This is a genomic window from Reichenbachiella sp. (genome assembly GCF_965223055.1).
Classification (GTDB): domain Bacteria; phylum Bacteroidota; class Bacteroidia; order Cytophagales; family Cyclobacteriaceae; genus Reichenbachiella.
Window position 1 is genome coordinate 92,393 of sequence record NZ_CBDCVM010000002.1, and the last position, 19,450, is coordinate 111,842.

The 19,450-nt window shown below is 39.9% G+C and carries 18 protein-coding genes and 1 tRNA gene; 12 read left to right on the forward strand and 7 right to left on the reverse strand.

What is annotated here, in order from left to right; translation table 11 throughout:
• The first annotated feature begins 1 nt into the window (after position 1).
• The 4 genes from ACOQO5_RS00450 (at position 2) to ACOQO5_RS00465 (ending at position 4,134) form a co-directional block, all read left to right on the forward strand.
• A complete protein-coding gene (locus ACOQO5_RS00450) occupies positions 2 to 3,238 on the forward strand; it encodes an efflux RND transporter permease subunit (RefSeq protein ID WP_420579703.1) in 3,237 nt (1,078 codons plus the stop codon).
• Positions 3,239 to 3,247: 9 nt separating this feature from the next.
• Complete coding sequence (locus ACOQO5_RS00455; RefSeq protein ID WP_420579704.1) at positions 3,248 to 3,553, forward strand: hypothetical protein; 306 nt, start codon at positions 3,248 to 3,250, stop codon at positions 3,551 to 3,553.
• Positions 3,554 to 3,631: 78 nt separating this feature from the next.
• Positions 3,632 to 3,817 carry a YgaP family membrane protein gene (locus tag ACOQO5_RS00460; protein ID WP_420579705.1) on the forward strand — a complete coding sequence of 62 codons (186 nt, stop codon included), beginning with the start codon at positions 3,632 to 3,634 and terminating at the stop codon, positions 3,815 to 3,817.
• A 5-nt stretch (positions 3,818 to 3,822) separates the two neighbouring features.
• On the forward strand, positions 3,823 to 4,134 hold the full coding sequence (locus tag ACOQO5_RS00465) for a rhodanese-like domain-containing protein (protein ID WP_420579706.1): 312 nt from the start codon (positions 3,823 to 3,825) through the stop codon (positions 4,132 to 4,134).
• 296 nt (positions 4,135 to 4,430) lie between these two features.
• Here the strand turns inward: ACOQO5_RS00465 and ACOQO5_RS00470 are convergent, their stop codons facing one another.
• Positions 4,431 to 4,643 carry a hypothetical protein gene (locus tag ACOQO5_RS00470; protein WP_420579707.1) on the reverse strand — a complete coding sequence of 71 codons (213 nt, stop codon included), beginning with the start codon at positions 4,641 to 4,643 and terminating at the stop codon, positions 4,431 to 4,433.
• Positions 4,644 to 4,762: 119 nt separating this feature from the next.
• Here ACOQO5_RS00470 and ACOQO5_RS00475 point away from each other — a divergent pair, with 119 nt between their 5' ends.
• Together ACOQO5_RS00475 and ACOQO5_RS00480 are read left to right on the forward strand one after the other, a co-directional pair.
• Positions 4,763 to 5,329, forward strand: a complete 567-nt coding sequence (locus ACOQO5_RS00475) for a YeeE/YedE family protein (protein ID WP_420579708.1) — start codon at positions 4,763 to 4,765, stop codon at positions 5,327 to 5,329.
• Positions 5,330 to 5,337: 8 nt separating this feature from the next.
• Positions 5,338 to 5,751 carry a YeeE/YedE family protein gene (locus ACOQO5_RS00480; protein WP_420579709.1) on the forward strand — a complete coding sequence of 138 codons (414 nt, stop codon included), beginning with the start codon at positions 5,338 to 5,340 and terminating at the stop codon, positions 5,749 to 5,751.
• Positions 5,752 to 5,767: 16 nt separating this feature from the next.
• Here the strand turns inward: ACOQO5_RS00480 and ACOQO5_RS00485 are convergent, their stop codons facing one another.
• Positions 5,768 to 7,813, reverse strand: coding sequence for a helix-turn-helix domain-containing protein (locus tag ACOQO5_RS00485; RefSeq protein WP_420579710.1), 2,046 nt, complete (start codon positions 7,811 to 7,813; stop codon positions 5,768 to 5,770).
• Positions 7,814 to 8,038: 225 nt separating this feature from the next.
• Between ACOQO5_RS00485 and ACOQO5_RS00490 the strand changes: the two genes are divergently transcribed.
• Both ACOQO5_RS00490 and ACOQO5_RS00495 read left to right on the forward strand, forming a co-directional pair.
• Positions 8,039 to 8,626 (forward strand): ankyrin repeat domain-containing protein, encoded by a 588-nt coding sequence (locus ACOQO5_RS00490; protein WP_420579711.1) that lies wholly within the window; start codon positions 8,039 to 8,041, stop codon positions 8,624 to 8,626.
• 17 nt (positions 8,627 to 8,643) lie between these two features.
• Positions 8,644 to 9,684 (forward strand): acyltransferase family protein, encoded by a 1,041-nt coding sequence (locus ACOQO5_RS00495; RefSeq protein WP_420579712.1) that lies wholly within the window; start codon positions 8,644 to 8,646, stop codon positions 9,682 to 9,684.
• A gap of 119 nt (positions 9,685 to 9,803) precedes the next feature.
• Here ACOQO5_RS00495 and ACOQO5_RS00500 read toward each other — a convergent pair whose 3' ends face one another.
• The 5 genes from ACOQO5_RS00500 to ACOQO5_RS00520 all read right to left on the reverse strand — a co-directional run bounded on the left by ACOQO5_RS00500 (position 9,804) and on the right by ACOQO5_RS00520 (position 14,413).
• The gene (locus tag ACOQO5_RS00500) at positions 9,804 to 10,304 is read right to left on the reverse strand and encodes a hypothetical protein (RefSeq protein WP_420579713.1); all 501 of its coding nucleotides are present in this window, start codon (positions 10,302 to 10,304) and stop codon (positions 9,804 to 9,806) included.
• A 244-nt stretch (positions 10,305 to 10,548) separates the two neighbouring features.
• Positions 10,549 to 11,781, reverse strand: a complete 1,233-nt coding sequence (gene clpX / locus ACOQO5_RS00505) for an ATP-dependent Clp protease ATP-binding subunit ClpX (RefSeq protein ID WP_420579714.1) — start codon at positions 11,779 to 11,781, stop codon at positions 10,549 to 10,551.
• A 193-nt stretch (positions 11,782 to 11,974) separates the two neighbouring features.
• On the reverse strand, positions 11,975 to 12,649 hold the full coding sequence (locus ACOQO5_RS00510) for a ClpP family protease (RefSeq protein ID WP_420579715.1): 675 nt from the start codon (positions 12,647 to 12,649) through the stop codon (positions 11,975 to 11,977).
• A 280-nt stretch (positions 12,650 to 12,929) separates the two neighbouring features.
• Positions 12,930 to 14,249 carry a trigger factor gene (tig, locus tag ACOQO5_RS00515; protein WP_420579716.1) on the reverse strand — a complete coding sequence of 440 codons (1,320 nt, stop codon included), beginning with the start codon at positions 14,247 to 14,249 and terminating at the stop codon, positions 12,930 to 12,932.
• An 82-nt stretch (positions 14,250 to 14,331) separates the two neighbouring features.
• Positions 14,332 to 14,413 (reverse strand) — tRNA-Leu (locus ACOQO5_RS00520).
• A gap of 155 nt (positions 14,414 to 14,568) precedes the next feature.
• Between ACOQO5_RS00520 and ACOQO5_RS00525 the strand changes: the two genes are divergently transcribed.
• From ACOQO5_RS00525 to ACOQO5_RS00540, 4 genes are read left to right on the forward strand one after another with little or no spacing between them, the layout of a single operon-like run.
• Positions 14,569 to 16,803 (forward strand): RelA/SpoT family protein, encoded by a 2,235-nt coding sequence (locus ACOQO5_RS00525; RefSeq protein WP_420579717.1) that lies wholly within the window; start codon positions 14,569 to 14,571, stop codon positions 16,801 to 16,803.
• Between the two features lie 60 nt (positions 16,804 to 16,863).
• Positions 16,864 to 17,334: a Fur family transcriptional regulator gene (locus ACOQO5_RS00530; protein ID WP_420579718.1), complete on the forward strand. Its 471-nt coding sequence runs from the start codon at positions 16,864 to 16,866 to the stop codon at positions 17,332 to 17,334.
• 14 nt (positions 17,335 to 17,348) lie between these two features.
• Positions 17,349 to 17,690 (forward strand): STAS domain-containing protein, encoded by a 342-nt coding sequence (locus ACOQO5_RS00535; protein WP_420579719.1) that lies wholly within the window; start codon positions 17,349 to 17,351, stop codon positions 17,688 to 17,690.
• 7 nt (positions 17,691 to 17,697) lie between these two features.
• The gene (locus tag ACOQO5_RS00540) at positions 17,698 to 18,966 is read left to right on the forward strand and encodes an adenylosuccinate synthase (RefSeq protein ID WP_420579720.1); all 1,269 of its coding nucleotides are present in this window, start codon (positions 17,698 to 17,700) and stop codon (positions 18,964 to 18,966) included.
• The last annotated feature ends 484 nt before the right edge of the window (positions 18,967 to 19,450 follow it).

Consider the following 19,450-nt stretch of genomic DNA (forward strand, 5'->3'; position numbering starts at 1 on the left):
GATGAGTGGAATAGCAGGAAATCTGGCGAGTCAATTCATCAACTCTAAGCTTACACCTTTGTTGATGATTGCCTTTATGGCGATTGGGATATACAGTGCCATGCTTACGCCAAAAGAAGAAGAACCTCAGATCGATGTGCCTATTGCAGATATCTTTTTGCAGTACCCTGGTGCTGGGAGTGAGGAGGTAGAGTCGCGAATAGTAAAACCATTGGAGGCCTTGATTGCCAATATACCTGGTGTAGAGTATGTCTACTCTCAATCCATGGAAGGACAGGCTTTTATGGTGGTGCGATATTATGTGGGAGAAGATATCGAACGCAGTATCGTGAAACTCTACAATGAGATAGAAAAGCATATGGATGAGATGCCGGATCGTGTGAGTATGCCATTGATCAAAACACGATCTATCGATGATGTGCCGATGTTGAGCTTGTCGTTTTTTGGCGAGAGGTATTCAGATTATGAAATCAAGCGAATTGCAGAACAAGTATCTCTGGAGGTGGAAAAAGTCAATGACGTCAGTACAGTAAAGCTCTACGGCGGCAGAAGTCGGAATATCCAAGTGGTGCTGGATCCCCATCAGATGACAGCCTATGGTATAGATTTCGGAACGGTGATTCTAGCTATTCAGGGAGCTAATCAGCAAAATGCCGTGGGCAGTTTTAATCAAGGCAATTATTCTTATCGCGTTCGGGCTGGGAATTTCATAAAAAATGCTGTGGAACTAGAAAATTTGGTAGTAGGTGTGCAAAGGAATTCACCGATCTATCTGAGACAAGTGGCACAAGTATTAGATGGGCCGGAAGAGGCTTCTGAGTATGTCACTTATGGTTATGGACAAGCGAGTATATCTGAGCAAGCAAAAATGCCACTCGACTATTCGGCTGTATCCCTGTCAGTAGCCAAAAGAAGAGGAGCAGATGCCATGCAGATTGCTAGTCAGGTATTGGATAAAATCGAAAAGCTGAAAGGCGATTTGATCCCTTCAGATGTAAATGTGGAAGTAACCCGAAACTATGGGGAGACGGCTTCGCATAAGGTGAGTGAATTAATGGTGCATTTGGGTTCGGCTATTTTGGCCGTAACAATCGTCGTTGCATTGGCTATGGGCTGGAGAGGTGGACTGGTAGTCTTTTTATCGGTGCCGGTCACTTTTGCTTTGACCTTGTTTGTGTACTATTTATTTGGCTATACGCTCAATAGAATTACGTTGTTTGCCCTGGTTTTTGTGACGGGAATTGTTGTGGATGACTCGATCATCATTGCAGAGAATATGCACCGCCATTTCAGAATGAAAAAGAAACCATTTTTGCAAGCTGCGATCGCTTCTATTAATGAGGTGGGTAACCCGACTATCCTAGCTACTTTCACTGTAATCGCAGCCGTATTGCCTATGATATTTGTATCTGGATTGATGGGGCCCTACATGAGTCCGATGCCTATTGGTGCATCCATGGCAATGTTTTTCTCTTTATTGGTGGCTTTGATTATTACGCCGTATTTGGCTTATCATTTATTGAAAAATGATGACAGTAAAGAAGCTCAATTTGTGCTTGAGGATACCATGATTTATAAATGGTATAAGCGAATGGTTCAGCCGATGATCGACAGTCCGAAGAAGCGGTGGACATTTATTGGAGCCATCTCACTCTTGATGTTTGGCTCTTTTACCCTAATATATTTCAAAATGGTAGCTGTGAAGATGTTGCCATTCGATAATAAAAATGAGTTTCAGGTGGTGATAGACATGCCAGAAGGGAGCCCTTTGGAGAAAACTGCCGCCGTGACCAAGGAGATTGCATTCTATCTGAAAAAGCAACCCGAGGTGGTCAACTACCAGACCTACGTGGGTACCGCCGCACCGATCAACTTCAACGGACTGGTTCGTCATTATGATTTGAGAAAGGCAGGCAATGTGGGGGACATACAAGTCAATCTTTTGCCGAAAGGCAACAGAGATGAACAAAGCCATGATATAGCCAAACGTGTACGGCCCATGGTACAGCAAATCGCCATGAAATATGGGGCCAACGCCAAAGTGGTAGAGGTGCCGCCAGGCCCACCAGTGATTTCTACCATTGTTGCAGAAATCTATGGAGGAGATGCAGAGCAGCAAGTTGATATTGCCAGACAAATCAAAGAAAAATTAGCAGGCATCGACGATGTGGTGGATGTGGATTGGATGGTAGAAGATGATCAAATCACCTATGATTTTGTGGTGGACAAAGAGCGTGCGATGATGAATGGCATTTCGACCGATCGTGTCATTGGCGAAATCCAAACGGCATTGAATGGATACAATACCACTTTCTTGCGAAATGCGAATGAAGTAAACCCCACCCCGGTTCACCTCAGAGTGAATGAAGCCAGAAGGTCGTCTGTCAATGATTTGAAAAAGCTGGCCATTCGTACAGCCACTGGTGATATGATCGCCTTAGGTGATTTGGTGAGGGTGGAGGAGCGCCAGCAGGACAAAAGCATTTTCAGAAAGAATCAGAAAAGAGTGGTCTATGTGGTAGCCGATATGGCAGGGCAGTTGGAGTCTCCGGTATATGCGATCCTTACAGCCTCTGATCAATTGAAGGAAATTGATGTGCCCGATGGCTATGAGCTCAAGGAGTTTTTCGCTACGCAGCCATTCATGGAGCAAGACTTTGGAGTGAAGTGGGATGGTGAATGGCACATTACTTACGAGGTATTTCGCGATTTAGGAAGTGCTTTTGCAGTTGTCCTGGTTATTATTTACTTACTGATTGTAGGCTGGTTTCAAGATTTTAAGGTGCCATTTGTGATGATGATTGCCATTCCACTTTCATTGGTTGGGATTCTAGTTGGACACTGGTGGTTAGGGGCATTTTTTACTGCTACTTCCATGATTGGAATGATTGCATTGGCTGGTATCATGGTGAGAAATTCCATCCTACTTATCGATTTCATCAACATCAGATTGGAAGAAGGAGTGCCTTTGTCCCAAGCGGTAATCGAAGCCGGAGCCGTACGAACCACACCGATTTTACTTACGGCTGGTACAGTAGTTATCGGCGCCTTTGTGATCTTGTTTGATCCCATTTTTCAAGGATTGGCCATATCACTTATGGGTGGTTCGATTGCCTCCACCATCTTGACACTACTCATAGTGCCGTTGATTTATTACATGACAGAGAAGCACAAATATGCAGATCGTGAAGCCGCTGCCGTGGATACTAAATTGTTATCAAAGGAGGAAATCAAATAAAAACGAATCATGAAACAAGTCACAATATTATCTATCAAAGACTTTGAGGCCGAATTGCAGGCTGTGCTCAAAGGGTTGGAGATACCTGTTTTTAGCAAGGTCAACATCGATGGTTATAAGAATACACGACGCAGTGCAGATCTGTCCAATTGGTTTGCTGGAAGCATCCGGTCAGATTTTTCAGTCATGTATTTCTCTTTCGTGAATGATGATGTAGCCAACAAAATTTTGGATGCTATTCAAGTTTGGAATGCCGAAATGGGGAGTCAAAATTCCATGCATGCCTATCTGTTGCCGATAGAAAGAAGTGTGTGACGAAAAGCTGGATGGTGATGAATTGATCAATCAATTGACGATTAACCATTCTTTAATAATAATTAACTAAACAAAAATATGAGAGAAAGAATTATTAGAGCAATTGCTGGTACATTTATTCTAACCAGCCTAGTGTTGGGTATATGGGTTGATCAAAATTGGTTTTGGTTGACAGGGTTTGTAGGAGTAAACCTTTTGCAATCATCTATGACCCGATGGTGTTTGATGGATGATGTCTTGAAAAAACTAAACGTAGAAAAATAATGGGGTTGTTAGATCTATTTGGATTCGGTAAAAGAAAAGAACAAATGAAAGATGCATTAAAAAATGGCGCGATCATCGTGGATGTACGAACGCCGGGTGAATTTATGGGAGGTCATGTAGATGGTTCGGAAAATATCCCCTTGGGCTCCATTGGTTCGCAGGTGGCCAAACTGAGAGCTAAGGGCAAACCGGTGGTTTTTTGCTGTGCCAGTAGCATGAGAAGTGGATCTGCAGCTAGTCAGGCGAAAAGTGCGGGCATCGAAGCTTACAACGGTGGCAGCTGGATGAGCCTGAATGGATTATTGCAGAATCTGTAAACTCCACGTCGCTTAGAAGGAAGCGCGATGGTGCGCCTGTGACCAGTAGGTTGTCATTTTGTTTGTGGGCTACGCTTATTGGTGTTGTCCTACAATGAGCATGTACGGCTGGATTATTGGAAGATTCTCTCAGAATTCTCCCGCGAGTAATTCTGAGGGAGTCAGTCTTTTTACATCATCCTCTGTTTGAATTAGGGGTAAACGAGGATTTTTAAATTAATAGAAAAAGGGAAGGGAAAAGATTAAGTTCCGTCATTGGTCCATTGAGACTGACCGTATTGAAGTAATCATGTATTTTACTTTTTGAAAATTTTCTTAAGACCAACCAACATCAGGCCGACCCACGGTACTCCGTGCAAACACAGGTCGAAATAGTCCATCACTTGCATGCCTTCGGCACCTCCTAAAACCCATCGAATTTTACCAATCACATGTGGTTCGGGAAAGAATGGAGCTAGCCCCAAGGTGAGTGCAAGCATTAGAAATATCGTTAGTGAATTTTGCTTCATGTTTTTATATTTATAATTAATAATACAACTTGCAAGCCTAACCTAATGTAACCAAAGTTACATATCGCCAATTCCAGTTCTGTTAATTTTGGCGGTTCATTTAATCTTATGGAATACTAATGATAGATTGGATCAGACAACCCTGGCCGTGGTATGTGGCTGGACCGCTCATTTCTGTGGTCATGTTTTTATTACTGTTTTTTGGGAAAAAATTTGGAGTCTCTAGCAACCTACGGACCATGTGTTCTATTGCCGGAGCAGGAAAAGTCAATGAGTTTTTCAGGTTCAATTGGAAAGAAGATATATGGAATTTGCTATTTGTATTAGGCGGGTTGATCGGTGGTTATATAGCCAGAGAGTATTTAAGCATGTCAGAAACTGTAGGTATTTCAGAGGCCACCATTGCACAATTGAAATCATTTGGAATAGAAAATCCAGGTGCTACTTATTTACCAGAGTCGATGTTTTCCTGGGATGCAATGGCCACGCCTAAATATTTGCTGATGCTGGTGGTAGGAGGAATGCTCGTAGGATTTGGAACCCGATATGCAGGTGGTTGTACCTCCGGTCATGCCATTAGTGGATTGAGCAATCTAGAATGGCCTTCATTGATTGCTGTAATTGGTTTTTTCATTGGAGGGCTGGCCATGACCCACCTAATTCTTCCCTATCTTTTTGCTCTTTAATTTGATCTATGAAAGCTTTAAAGTATCTATTTACAGGAATCTTGTTTGGCATTGTTTTAACCAAAGCAGAAGTGATTTCCTGGTACCGTATCTACGAAATGTTCAATTTCCAATCTTTTCATATGTATGGTATTATTGGTTCTGCAGTCATTTTGGGCATTGTGATTACGCAAAGCATTAAGCATTTTAAAATAAAATCTATTGAAGGAGCACCCATCACCATAGCGCCTAAGGATAAAAGTATTTGGCGTTTACTCATAGGAGGCACCTGCTTCGGCTTAGGTTGGGCGATGACTGGCGCTTGTCCAGGGCCTATGTTCGTCTTGGTTGGTAATGGCGCATCGGTTTTTCTATTGGTGATTGTGAGTGCTATGTTTGGTACTTTCCTTTATGGTATATTGAGAAAACACCTTCCGCATTAAAAGAGGAAAGTATAACTTAAATCTTACCCTTAAGCATTTCTTCCAATTCCTGATGTTTCACCCAAAAATTATCTGAAATAGCGCGAATGATTTCGTTGAATTCAGGGTGATCCTTTAATTCCAGTAAAATGGGATCTTTTTCTAAAAACAATACAAACCAATACATATAGTTTTCTTGCTTGGAAAATGCGGCAAAATGCTCGATTCCTTTTTCTATATCTCCGATATAGGCGTAATAGGCTGAAAGTAACAAATCCTTATAAATGGAAGTGTCATTATTGGTGTATTCGTAGTAATTGGCAAGAAATTGCTGTGATTTATCTATTTGACCAAGTTTTTCTAAAACAAAGGCAATTTTAAGATCCTCGGCTCCATAAATATCCAGATCTAGGTTCTTTTTGATTTGATTGAATTTTTCATAATAAAACCAAGCGGTTTTATAATCATGCTGCATGTAGCAAACCTTGGCAATTTCCTGTATGATATGTAATTGGGTAGTATCCTTATTCAAAGATTGAATCAGTGATTCTCGGGCTGACTGAAGGTTAAAATTGCCAGCCAATTTGATGTACGCATAGAGGGTTTCTGAATAGAGGTTTTCAGGGTAATGTGCTAGTGATTTTTTTACATATTGCTCGGCTTCAACTATAAATCCATTTTGAGCAAGGGCATTGCTCAGATGCAAATAAGTAAAACTCGCAGTGATGGAGTCCTGTCCAGCCACACCGGCTTGAATACCCTGCAAAGCATGCTCTAGATACTTTTCTGTATTGGGAATATAGGTCGTGTAGATGTCGGTAAGAAAATTATGAATCCAACCAGAATGTGGACTTATGATCAGTACTTTTTCAAAATATTGAATGGCGAGTTTATATTGCTTGTCTTGCATGTAAAACAGCGCCTTGGCAATCAGACTTTCAGCTGCTTCTGGATCCAATAACATGGCTCGATCGGCGAAAGTATTAATTTCAAGTCCGTATTGTTTGTTGGCCTGAAAGAGATCCATGTAGTAATAGCAAATCGCAACAAAAGCATAAGCATGCGCAAATTCCTCATCTTCGGAGATAGCTTGCTGAAACAATTCTACCGCTGCCAAAAGACCTTCGTAACTTTCTTCTCGAGCATGCTCCTGTCCTCTAAGGTATAGATCATAGGCTTTCAGATTTTCTGTCGGAATTTTTTCCATTCTCTCCGCTTCATCTGGAGTGATGGTGGCTTCGATATGTTTGGCAATGTTTTTGGCTACCTCTGTTTGAAGCTGAAAAATGTCTTCTGACTTTCGTTCATAGCGTTCAGACCAAATGGGCTGATCCTTCCTGGCTTGGATCAGTTGAACAGTAAGTAATATCTGATCTCCTATTTTTTGGCCACTGCCTTCGAGAAAATAGTTGACATTAAGCTCCTCGGAGAGTTCAGGTATGGTGCGGATCACTTCCCGATACTTTTCGGTGGTTGTTCGACTCGTGACCTTCATGTCTTCGATCTTTTGTAAATGATTGAGTATGGCATCGGTTACTCCATTGATCAGATAGACATTCGAGGCATCATTGCTGTTGTTTTTGAATGGAAGTACGGCTATGGTTTTTTCTAAGGGTTTGTTTGAGGTGTCTTCGTTGGGCGCGTAAATAAGATAAAGTATGGCAGAAATAATCAAAGCAAGCAAGGAGGTGATAACTAGCCATGGTTTTTTATTATGTGGAGGAGTCCCTTCCTCAAATTCAGCGCTTTTATTGATTTCTTCACCCGGGGGGTAACCAAATTGCTCACGAAAACATTTAGTAAAGTAAGACGTGCTGCTGAAGCCCACCTGGTAGGATATTTCTGAGATGTTTAGTTCACCTTCATTTAGCAAGTCTTTGGCATGATAGAGTCGAACCTGACGAATCAGAAGACTCACCGAGAGATCTGTCGCACTTTTTACCTTTCGCAACAGATTTGATCGGCTCATATTAATTTTATCTGCTAATTCGCTAACACCAAAATTCTCATTCGACAGATTTTCTTCGATAGCAGCAATCACCTTGTTGAGAAACTCATTTTTAGGATATGGAAAATCCGGCATTTGTCTTTGTTTAGGTAATTACAATACTCGACAAGAAATTGGCTATTTCCAAGCCTTTGAATCAGTCAAAAAGACCGATTTGCGTCATAGTTTATAGTCGTGAGTCATAGTTTTTAAAGAAGAAGCATAGGTGATAAATCTTGCTTCATCATTGATTTTAGGTCTTCTAAGCCTTCCTGACCTTTGTTTCATCAAAATCTAAGTGAAACTTTTAAAACAATAAACATGAAAACTTTTAAAATTAATTCAATCGAAAACTGGTGCAATATGATAATGGTATTGATCTTTTTAGGGCTCGCTTCTTGTGACTCTAATAAGGCAGCCACTAATGAGAGCACATCGAAAGCTAGCGTGCCATCTATGACCATACATGAAGCTACGTTCATGGGAGATATTGAAACGGTGAAAGCACATGTAGTAGCGAAAACTGATTTAAATGAGGTAGATGCTTATGGATCTGCTCCTTTAGCTATTGCCGCTACTTTTGGAAAAACAGATGTAGCTAAACTATTGATTCAATCTGGAGCTGATTTGAATGTAAGAAGTGCAGATGGTTCTACTCCTCTTCATACTTCTGCATTTTTCTGTAGAGTGGAAATTGTAAAGGCATTATTGAAAAAAGGAGCGGATACTTCGATCAGAAACAATTTTGGAGCTACAGCTCTCGAATCGGTAATGACTCCTTTCAATGATGTAAAAATGGTATATGAGCAATTGAGTAGAGACTTAGGCCCATTCGGACTAAAGTTGGACTTTGATTATCTGGAAAAGACAAGACCAGAGATTGCTACTTTATTGATGAATAACCAATAAGACTATTAGATATGTCCATGGATAGAAGATACGACATCGATTGGTTGAGAGTTATCGCCATTGCACTATTGCTGGTATATCATATTGCCATAGGTTTTCAGCCTTGGGGTGTGTTTATCGGATTCATTCAAAACAACAGTTCTCTGGAAAGTATATGGGTGCCTATGTCCATGCTCAATGTTTGGAGAATTCCATTGCTGTTTTTTGTCTCTGGAATGGGGGTGTATTTCGCCATTCAGAGAAGAGACTGGAAGCAGCTCCTGGTGGAAAGATCAAAAAGAATTCTGATTCCTTTTGTATTCGGTATGATTGCCATAGTTCCTTTGCATATTTTCTTATGGCAAGACTATTATCACCAGGAGTATAGTTATATATTTAACCCGGCGCATCTGTGGTTCTTAGGGAATATTTGTATTTATGTTCTGGTTCTTTCTCCTGTCTTCTATTATCTCAAGACAAATGGAAAATTCCATAGTGCACTGAAGAAATTGTTTAGCCATCCTGTAGGTCTATTGGCGATTTCGGTGCCTTTTGTGATTGAGGCTGTACTTGTTCAACCTGAGAATTTTGAAATGTATGCCATGACCATGCATGGTTTTTGGTTGGGTCTAGTTGCCTTCTTTGCTGGGTTCTGTTGTGTGTTTTCTGGAGATGCTTTTTGGAAGACAGTGATGAATTATCGGTATGTTCTGCTCGTGATAGCGCTTGGGTTGTACCTGGTTAGACTCTTACACTTCGAATTAAAAAGTCCAGATTACCTCATGGCAATAGAATCCAATTTTTGGGTATTTACAGTTTTTGGCTTTGGGCACCGATATTTAAATAAGCCAAGTAATGTTTTGAGTTACTTGAGTCAGGCAGCTTATCCAATCTATATTATTCATATGATATTTTTATATCTCGGGTCAGTTATACTGTTTGGTTTGGAGCTATCCGCTTGGTACAAATTTTTGATCTTGATACTCTTTACTAATATTGGTTGTTATTTACTTTATGAATTTGTGATTCGTAGAATAGTCTTTTTGAGACCATTGTTTGGATTGAATCCAATAAAGTAATTTCCTTTTATAATTTTTTCAAAGCCCATCCCGATAGTTATCGAGATGGGCTTAATTATGTGAAACTCAATTAATATGTTTTATGACTATTTTAATGAACAAAAGTGCAACTGATTTCCTTAGTTGTTTTTAGCAGACCATGGGTTGCCACAATGTTCGTATCTGAATTCAGGACATTCCATTTTGTCTTCAGTAAGAAGTATATTGTTTTCATGAGAAGATTTTACAAACTCCACTGGAGCCCATAATTTTTGACCATATTTATATTGTTGCAGCGTTTTACCCTGAACTAAAAAGACTTCTTCCTGGTAATCGTCCATGTTGCCTTGTTCAGGAGAGTACAACCCTTTTGTAATTAGCCAAACGTTTTCATTATTTACAACAACTTTGTAAGAGCCACGCCAAATGGATTCAGTTTTCTCATTCCAATTGAAGCTTTCCAAAAACTCATACACGCTTCCTTTTGGATTAACTTGTATGGAGATAAATTTTTTATTGACAGGATCAAAATGCCATATTTTATAATAGCTCAATTCATCATTTATTCGCCTGAGTGAACCACTAGCATAAAAGCCGCTCAAATTGTTTTCTGTATCAAATTTTAGCTTCTCTAAATCCATAAGACCTGTATTTTTATGTAGATAATTTATTTATCTAGTATTACTCAATAAGCAAGCCGTTTACATTTGATTTTTGCCTAATTAATTCGATTGGGTAATTCACCTATCCCATCCATTTTAACCATCTATAGATAAAATTTGCAATTACGAATAAAAAAATGCTATGTGCTTATTTCGTAAGGTCTAAAAAAAATACCCAGTAAAACTGGGCATTGATTTTTTCTTAAAAAAAGGAGGGTCGGAATTAACCAGCCACTCTTAATTTGTTCAACTTTGATTTTTCGAATTTCTCTTCAGCATAGGCTCTAGTTACTACAAGCTTCTTGGCGTCTTTCTCAGAAGGTAACTCAAACATCGCATCGTTGATGATAGCTTCGCAAATCGAACGTAGACCACGTGCACCCAATTTGAATTCTAGTGCTTTTTCTACCACATAATCCAACGCGCCTTTCTTGAATTCTATTTCGATGCCTTCCATGTCAAACAACTTTGTATATTGTTTCACCAGAGCATTTTTTGGTTCCGTCAATATCTGACGAAGTGCTTTATCGTCCAATGGATTCAAGTGCGTTAATACAGGCAAACGACCAATCAATTCAGGAATTAAGCCAAAGCTTTTTAAATCCATCGCAGTGATGTATTGCAACAGATTGTCTTTGTTTATTTCGCCGTAAGTGTCTGTCTTCTTATTGTTGAATCCCAATGGGCGTGTATTCAAACGTGTAGCAATATTTCTAGCGATACCATCAAAAGCTCCACCACAGATAAATAGGATGTTTTCTGTATTCACAGAAATCATTTTCTGATCTGGATGCTTTCGTCCGCCTTGCGGAGGCACATTTACTGAGGTACCCTCTAAAAGCTTCAATAATGCTTGCTGCACTCCTTCGCCACTAACATCTCTGGTGATGGATGGATTATCAGACTTACGTGAAATCTTGTCCAATTCATCGATGTATACGATGCCACGCTCAGCAGCTTCTACATCGTAGTCAGCAGCCTGAAGTAATCGAGTTAAGATACTCTCTACATCTTCACCTACATAACCAGCTTCTGTGAGTACAGTAGCATCCGCAATACAAAATGGAACCTGAAGGATTTTGGCAAGTGATCGGGCCAGGTAAGTTTTACCTGTTCCGGTTTCTCCCACCATTACAATATTTGATTTTTCAATCGTCACCTCATCGTCTTCAGAAGGCTGAGACAATCTCTTGTAGTGGTTATAAACCGCTACAGAGATCACTCGCTTAGCTTCGTCCTGACCAATCACGAATTGGTCGAGGTGTTCTTTCATTTCAACGGGTTTGATGAGGTTGAAATTCGGTGTATCCAAGTTACTCTTGGTGTTCGATTCCTCGCTCAATATTTGATTGGCTTGCGCGATACATTTGTCACAGATGTGAGCATGAATCCCTGAAATCATCAAATCAACATCTTTCTTATTCCTTCCGCAAAATGAACAGGTTACTTGAGCCATTATTCTCGTGATTTTATGAATTTTCGCGACTTCATGTTATGCAAACAGCCGTTTGTCGCATCATTCGTTTTACAAGTTATTGAGTTAATGGTTATTGGAATAATTATTTTTTCCAATAACTAATAACCATTTCCTATTTACAACAAATGACCTAATAAGGTCATTTGTTCAATAAATTTTTCAAAGATAACGATTAATCGTCAGCTTTTCGTTCTAGAACTTCATCGATCAAGCCATATTTTTTGGCTTCAGAAGCTTTCATCCAGTAGTCTCGGTCAGAGTCTTTCTCGATTTGGTCATAAGTTTTTCCACTATGCTTAGAGAGTATCTCGTACAAGTCTTTCTTCACTGAAAGTGTTTGCTTCAATGAAATCTCCATATCAGACGCCTGTCCTTGCATACCTGCCATGGGCTGGTGGATCATAATTCTGGCATGTGGTAGTGCAGCTCTCTTTCCTGCTGCTCCGCCAGCTAGCAATACAGCTCCCATAGATGCAGCCAATCCTGTGCAAATAGTATTCACATCTGGATTCACATAATTCATGGTGTCATATATGCCTAACCCTGCATATACAGATCCCCCTGGGCTATTTACATAGAGTAAGATGTCCTTCTTTGCATCTACTGACTCCAGGAATAACAACTGTGCTGTGATGATATTGGCGATGTTGTCATCTACACCCATGCCTAGGAAAATAATTCTGTCCATGATGAGTCTTGAAAATACATCAATCTCACGGAAGTTAGTTGGGCGTTCTTCGATCACAGCACGTGTCATATTTTCGATATGACCGGTGTATTGATCGAATGTGTTTCCATTTATGTTTTGGCCTTTTACGGCGAAATCTCTGAATTCTTTTTTATCCATTTCTATTGGTGTTATATACAGGTACAAAAAAACTAAAAAAGTCCATAATACAAAGGGCTTTGCATAAAGACGGAGCACGAAGGTAAAAGTTTATGCTATTTAATTGCTACCTTCTTTTAAAATTCAAATGATGCTCTGGTTTCGTTTCTTCACGAACCATCTTTTCTTATGATCTGGCGTGAGACACAAGTCAGGGCTTATTTAAACGACTTATAAAAAGAAAAACCTGCCTACCATCAAATGATGACTAGACAGGTTTTTGTAAAACAAGGTATTTTCCTTAGGCTTTTTCTCTGTATTCGTCGGCCGTTACTTCTTTAGCCTTGATTGAGATATTTTCTTTGATGTGAGCCATTACTTTGTCATTGAACACTTTTTCGTTCAATTTCATGTAGTTCTGGCCTTCTTCACCTTTCAAGTAGTTGTCAGCAAATGAGTCGATGTTTTGCTCCATCGCATCAGACATGCCCATTGAGCCAAATTGCACTCTGATCATGTTTTTCGCTTCTTCTACTACTTCTTCATGCTCCACTTTGATCTCGCTATCTTTCGAGATTTTGTTTTTGATCAACGACCATTTCAAGTCGTTCGCATATAAAGGATAGTCTGTATCAATCTGCTCTTTCGTCAAATTGTTTTTGTTAGAAAGTTCCAACCATTTCTTCAAGAAAGTGTCAGGCAATTCCATCTTGGTTTTTTCGATGAACTTGTCTCTGATTTTTAATTCAGTATATCCTTCCGTTTCTTTTACATAGTTTTCACTAATCGAAACCTTAATTTTTTCTCTGAATTCTTCTTCAGACTTTACGGCGTCTTTACCAAAAGTCTTGTCGAACATGTCTTGATTGATCTCAGCAGGTGCCGTTCTATTTACCTTCTTAACCTCGAATTTGATTTTTCCAGTTAATCCTTGGTTTGTGGCTAAGAATGCATTTCGCTGATCTTCGTTTTTGATGGCTTTCGCTGGATCAAACTCAATCACATCACCAGCTTTTTTGCCGATCATGTCTTTCTGAACTTTTTTCTCTACGTGATCGAAGTCTAGTAGCGTTCCAGCAGCATTCTCATCATCTCCTTCTATCACGATCTCTCCGTAAAGCGAATCGCCATCTTCGGAAACCTCTGGGTTGGTGGTTTCACCGAATTGTTTTTGGAGATTAGTTACTGTTTCATCGATCAATTTGTCCTCGATCTTGATAGAGAAAGTATCTACTTTCAATTTGCCGTCTAACTTCACGTCAAACTCTGGTGCGATACCTATTTCATACTCAAAGTCGAAGTCCTTTCCATTGTCCCAATCCATATCCGCAGCTTTCTCGGCATTAGGAAGTGGATCTCCCAGGATTTGAATGTCATTCTCTTTGATATAATCCATCACTTTGTGTGAAACCATTTGGTTGATTTCTTCTACAAGGATGGACTTACCGTACATTTTGTTGATCAGACTTTGAGGAACTTTTCCAGGACGGAATCCTTTGATCTGAGCTTTCTTGCTGTACTCCTTTAGTTTTTCTTCAACTTTGGGTTGATAATCAGCCTCCTTTAAATTAATTTTAATAAGAGCCTCTGTTTTCGAAATTTGATCTAATTGAATGTCCAAAATCGTGATCTTTTATGGTATGAATTCAAAAAATTAAAAACCCTCTAGCCTGAACAATTACAGGAAAGAGGGTGATTATTTGTGCGGATGGAGGGACTCGAACCCCCATGCCTCGCGGCGCTAGATCCTAAGTCTAGTGCGTCTACCAATTTCGCCACATCCGCATGTGTGAAATTTTTGGAAGTGCAAAGCTAGGAAGATAATTTAATTAGGCAATAGAGGAACGTAAATATTTTTTGTTTTTTTCAGCCCTGAAAATGAGAGGGTTTGAGCGTAACTTTGTTAGTAGATTTTTATACCATAAAACATGGGTCTAAATATGGATACACCAGTAGTGATTGACGAAGAAGAGGAGAAGAAGGAGATCATTCGTCGCTACCGAAAATTGCTCCGTCATGCCAAACCATTTTTGAAGGACAATGACGCTAAGGAAATAAAGAAGGCATTTTATATTTCTGTAGAAGCGCATAAAGATATGCGTAGGAAATCCGGTGAGCCCTATATCTATCACCCACTGGAAGTTGCAGACATATGTGTCAATGAAATTGGTTTAGGTACCACTTCGATTATTTCAGCCTTACTGCATGACATAGTAGAAGACACATACTGGGAATTGGAAGACATCCGACGTGAGTTTGGGGTCAAAATTATGCGGATCATCGATGGCTTGACCAAGATTTCAGGTGTTCCAGGTCAGAGTGTGTCAGAGCAAGCGGAGAATTTCCGCAAGATGCTGCTTACCCTCTCCAGTGATACTAGGGTGATTCTAATCAAATTGGCGGACCGTCTCCACAACATGCGGACGTTGGAAAGTATGCCTCGTCATAAGCAGTTGAAGATAGCCTCAGAGACATTTTATTTGTATGCACCTTTGGCGCACCGCTTAGGACTTTATGCTATTAAGACGGAATTAGAAGACCTGTCTATGAAGTATAGGGAGTCCGAAGATTATGATGCTATTTCAGAAAAAATAGAAGAGTCTAAAGATGATCGAAATAAGTTTATAAGAAATTTCATCCGTCCGATTCAAAAGTCAATCAATGACCAGGGCTATGCTGTGGAGGTCAAAGGACGTACGAAGTCTATTTATTCGATAGCGCAAAAGATGAAAAAACAAGACATCCCTTTTGAGGAGGTCTTTGATTTATTCGCTATTCGGATCATTATTGATACAGATTTAGAAAAAGAAAAAGCGGCGTGCTGGCACGTGTACTCAATCGTGACCGATTTTTATCAACCGAACCCAGATCGACTAAGAGATTGGGTAAGTATTCCTAAAGCGAATGGCTATGAATCGTTGCATACTACCGTAATGACCAAAAAAGGCCAGTGGGTTGAGGTGCAAATTCGTACTAGACGAATGGACGATATTGCCGAGAAAGGGTATGCCGCCCATTGGAAATATAAAGATGGATCCGCCAAGGAAAACGAATCGGCCTTGGACATGTGGATCAATCGCGTACGAGAATCTTTAGAGCAGAATGACATTTCTGCGATTGAGTTTGTAGATGACTTTCGTTCGAACCTATTTCTGGAAGAAGTTTATGCATTTACTCCAATGGGTAAATTGATTACCCTGCCTAATGGTTCAACTGCATTAGATTTTGCATTCGATGTGCATTCGGAAGTGGGTGCAAGTTGTATCGGAGCCAAGATCAATCATAAGTTGGTGCCGATCAATACCAAACTCAAAAACGGTGATCAGGTAGAGATTCTTACTTCTTCTAAGCAGAAACCAAAAGAAGATTGGCTGCGATTTGTCGTTAGCTCGAAAGCGAAATCTGGCATCAAGGACTTCTTGAAAGAAGAGAAGAAAAAGGCTGCTTTTGAAGGGAAAGAGATCGTAATCAGAAAACTGAAGCAGATCAAGCTTACTTTAAATAATGAGACAATCAATCGATTAGTAGCCTACTTCGGAGCCAAGAGCCCACTCGATTTCTTTTATGCTGTGGGTACGGAGAAGATTGATTCCAAGGACATTAAAAAAATCAGTGAGATCAAGAAGGAAGTTCCTAAAAAGCCAAAACGAGCTAAATTGGAAAGTGCCGAGGATGTCAAAAAGACCATCAAAAAAGTACATGATACAGGTACCGCAGACATGCTTCTTATTGGAGAGGATTTGGATGTGGTGGATTACAAATTTGCCAATTGTTGTAAACCTATCCCTGGGGATGACGTTTTTGGTTTTGTGACGGTAAGTGAAGGAATAAAGATTCATAGAACCTCTTGTCCCAATGCCACTGAACTGATGTCCAACTATGGCTACCGAATTATCAAAGCCAAGTGGACTTCGCAGCAGCAAATTGCATTCCTGGCAGGAATCAAAGTGATTGGAACAGATAGAATAGGAATGGTCAATGATATTACGTCTATCATTTCAACTGACTTGAAAGTGAATATGCGTTCACTAACTATAGATACTGATCACGGCATATTTGAAGGCAATATTTCGGTGTACGTGGATGATACCAGTCACCTCAACACCATGCTGGATAAGTTGAAAAATGTCGAAGGTATAGAAAGTGTGAGTCGCTTTGACTTATATGATAAATAATATCTTTAATAGGCTATATTTGCCCGCGGAAAAACAACCGTGCTTTAGAAAGTTCGAGCAGTGAGCGAAATAAAACATCATATCGATCCTAAGACCAAGATTTACGAGGAGGTAAAGAACATTTTTACTGAGTTCCTTGAATCTAAGTCTTTGCGTAAAACACCAGAACGCTATGCGATTCTGGAAGAGATTTATAGCAAATCAGGTCATTTTGATGTGGAGACTTTATACATCAGTATGAAGAATAAAAATTATCGCGTAAGTCGAGCGACAGTGTATAACTCATTGGACTTATTGGTGGAATGCAATCTAGTGACCAGACATCAGTTTGGTCAAAATCTGGCTCAATATGAGAAATCATACGGCTTCCGACAGCACGATCATATTTTGATGGCGGATAGCGGAAAAGTATTAGAGTTTTGCGATCCACGAATTCAAAACATCAAACAGACCCTCGAGGACATGTTTGATATTGAGATTACCCATCACTCGTTGTATTTCTTTGCAAAAGAAAAAACTGACAAAAAATAAATTATACTCACCCTATGAATTATAAAATAAATCACGAAGGTGACTTGGTGTTCATTAATTTTGAAGGCGACCTCATTGGCGAGGAAAATGGTCCTGAGATTATTGAAGCCGTAAATGATACGTTAAGCAACAACATCATCAAGTGTGCTGTGGATATTTCCGAAGTGAGATACATCAACAGTAGCGGTATTGGTGTTTTGATCACAATCCTGACCAAGTTTAGAAATAAAGGTGGTGAAGTGGTTATTGTGAACCCATCCGAACATGTTAAGAAACTATTGGCTATCACAAAACTCAATGCCATATTCACGATAGTGAATGGAATAGCCGCAGCGAAAGAAGAACTAAATAAATAATTACCACATGTCTGTAGATGTATTGCTTGGACTTCAATGGGGAGATGAAGGAAAAGGTAAAATTGTAGATTATCTCACTCCAAAATATAACGTAATTGCTCGATTTCAGGGTGGACCCAATGCTGGCCACACCTTGAAATTTGGAGATACTAAACACGTATTGCACCAGATCCCTTCTGGTATTTTTCACAAAGGAGCTCAAAACGTAATTGGTAATGGAGTAGTACTTGATCCGGCTATTTTCAAAAAGGAGATAGTGGCGTTGGAGAAATTTGAGAACTATGACAAAAACAGTTTGTTGATCTCGAAGAAAGTACAGTTGATTTTGCCTACGCATAGGATTCTTGACGGTGCTTACGAAAATGCCAAGGGTGATAAAAAGATTGGCTCTACCCTAAAAGGTATTGGCCCAACTTACGAAGATAAAATCTCTAGAGTAGGTCTAAGAGCAGGGGATATCAATAGTCCTGATTTTGAAGCAAAATACAATGCTTTGAAACAAAGACATCTAGATATTCTGTCTAGATACGACTTCCAGTTTGAGTTGGCGGAGCTTGAAGCCGCTTTCTTAGAGGGAGTTGAATTCTTGAAAACTTTTGAGTTGATAGATAGCGAATATCACTTGAATAAAAAATTAGCCGATGGTGAGTCTATCTTGGCTGAAGGAGCGCAAGGATCCTTGCTAGATATCGACTTTGGCAGCTATCCTTTCGTGACTAGTTCTAATACTACGACAGCTGCGGCTTGTACTGGTTTGGGTGTCGCTGTAAATAAGATCGGAGATATCTTCGGTGTATTCAAGGCATACTGTACCAGAGTAGGTAGTGGACCTTTCCCTACGGAACTTCACGATGAGACTGGCGAATTGCTAAGAAAAAATGGAGGAGAATTTGGAGCAACTACTGGTCGACCAAGAAGATGTGGATGGTTGGACTTACCGGCATTGAAATACGCCATCATGGTGAATGGTGCTACGCGTCTCTATATGATGAAAGCAGATGTGCTTTCGGGTTTTGACACCATTCAAGTATGTACGTCTTACAAAGATGCGGATGGCAATCTGACCGATCAGATGCCTTATGATCTAAATGACGATACAGTAACCCCAGTGTATGAATCTTTGGAAGGCTGGTCTGAGGACTTGACCGAAGTAACTTCGTACAATGATCTTCCTGCTACATTGAAATCCTATGTAGAATTCATAGAAAAGCATGTTGGTTTGCCTATCGACATTGTATCTGTTGGTCCGGACCGAAAACAGACTTTGTTGAAATAAACAGAACGATAGTCGTTCTCAAAAATACAAACCAGATGGGGAAACTCATCTGGTTTTTCTTATTCAATCCTTTGTTTGCTAGCCTAGCAAGGGATTTTACATGTCGGGAAAAAACTAACCAAATCCAGTTTTCTTACTGATTTAAATCAGTTTTTGATTTGTAAATTCTCTATTCCTTTGCGCCTCAAAACACACCCTTAATAGACGCAGGTATGGATATTAAACTCACCTTACTTCTCATCATTTTCATTAGTGGCTTACTAGCCATTGCATTTGAGCATCAGTTACAAATAAATAAAAGTTGGATTGCGCTTTTTACAGGGACGGCTATGTACCATAGATTTTTAAAGATATAGAAGATTGAAAATTACCGACCGCATCAATCAATGATTAAGCGCACATCTCAATTCTCTTATAATCGCCTGCTGGCTCAGCATCGCTGTGTTTAACCTGCAACAATTTTAAACTTGCTTTATGTTACGCA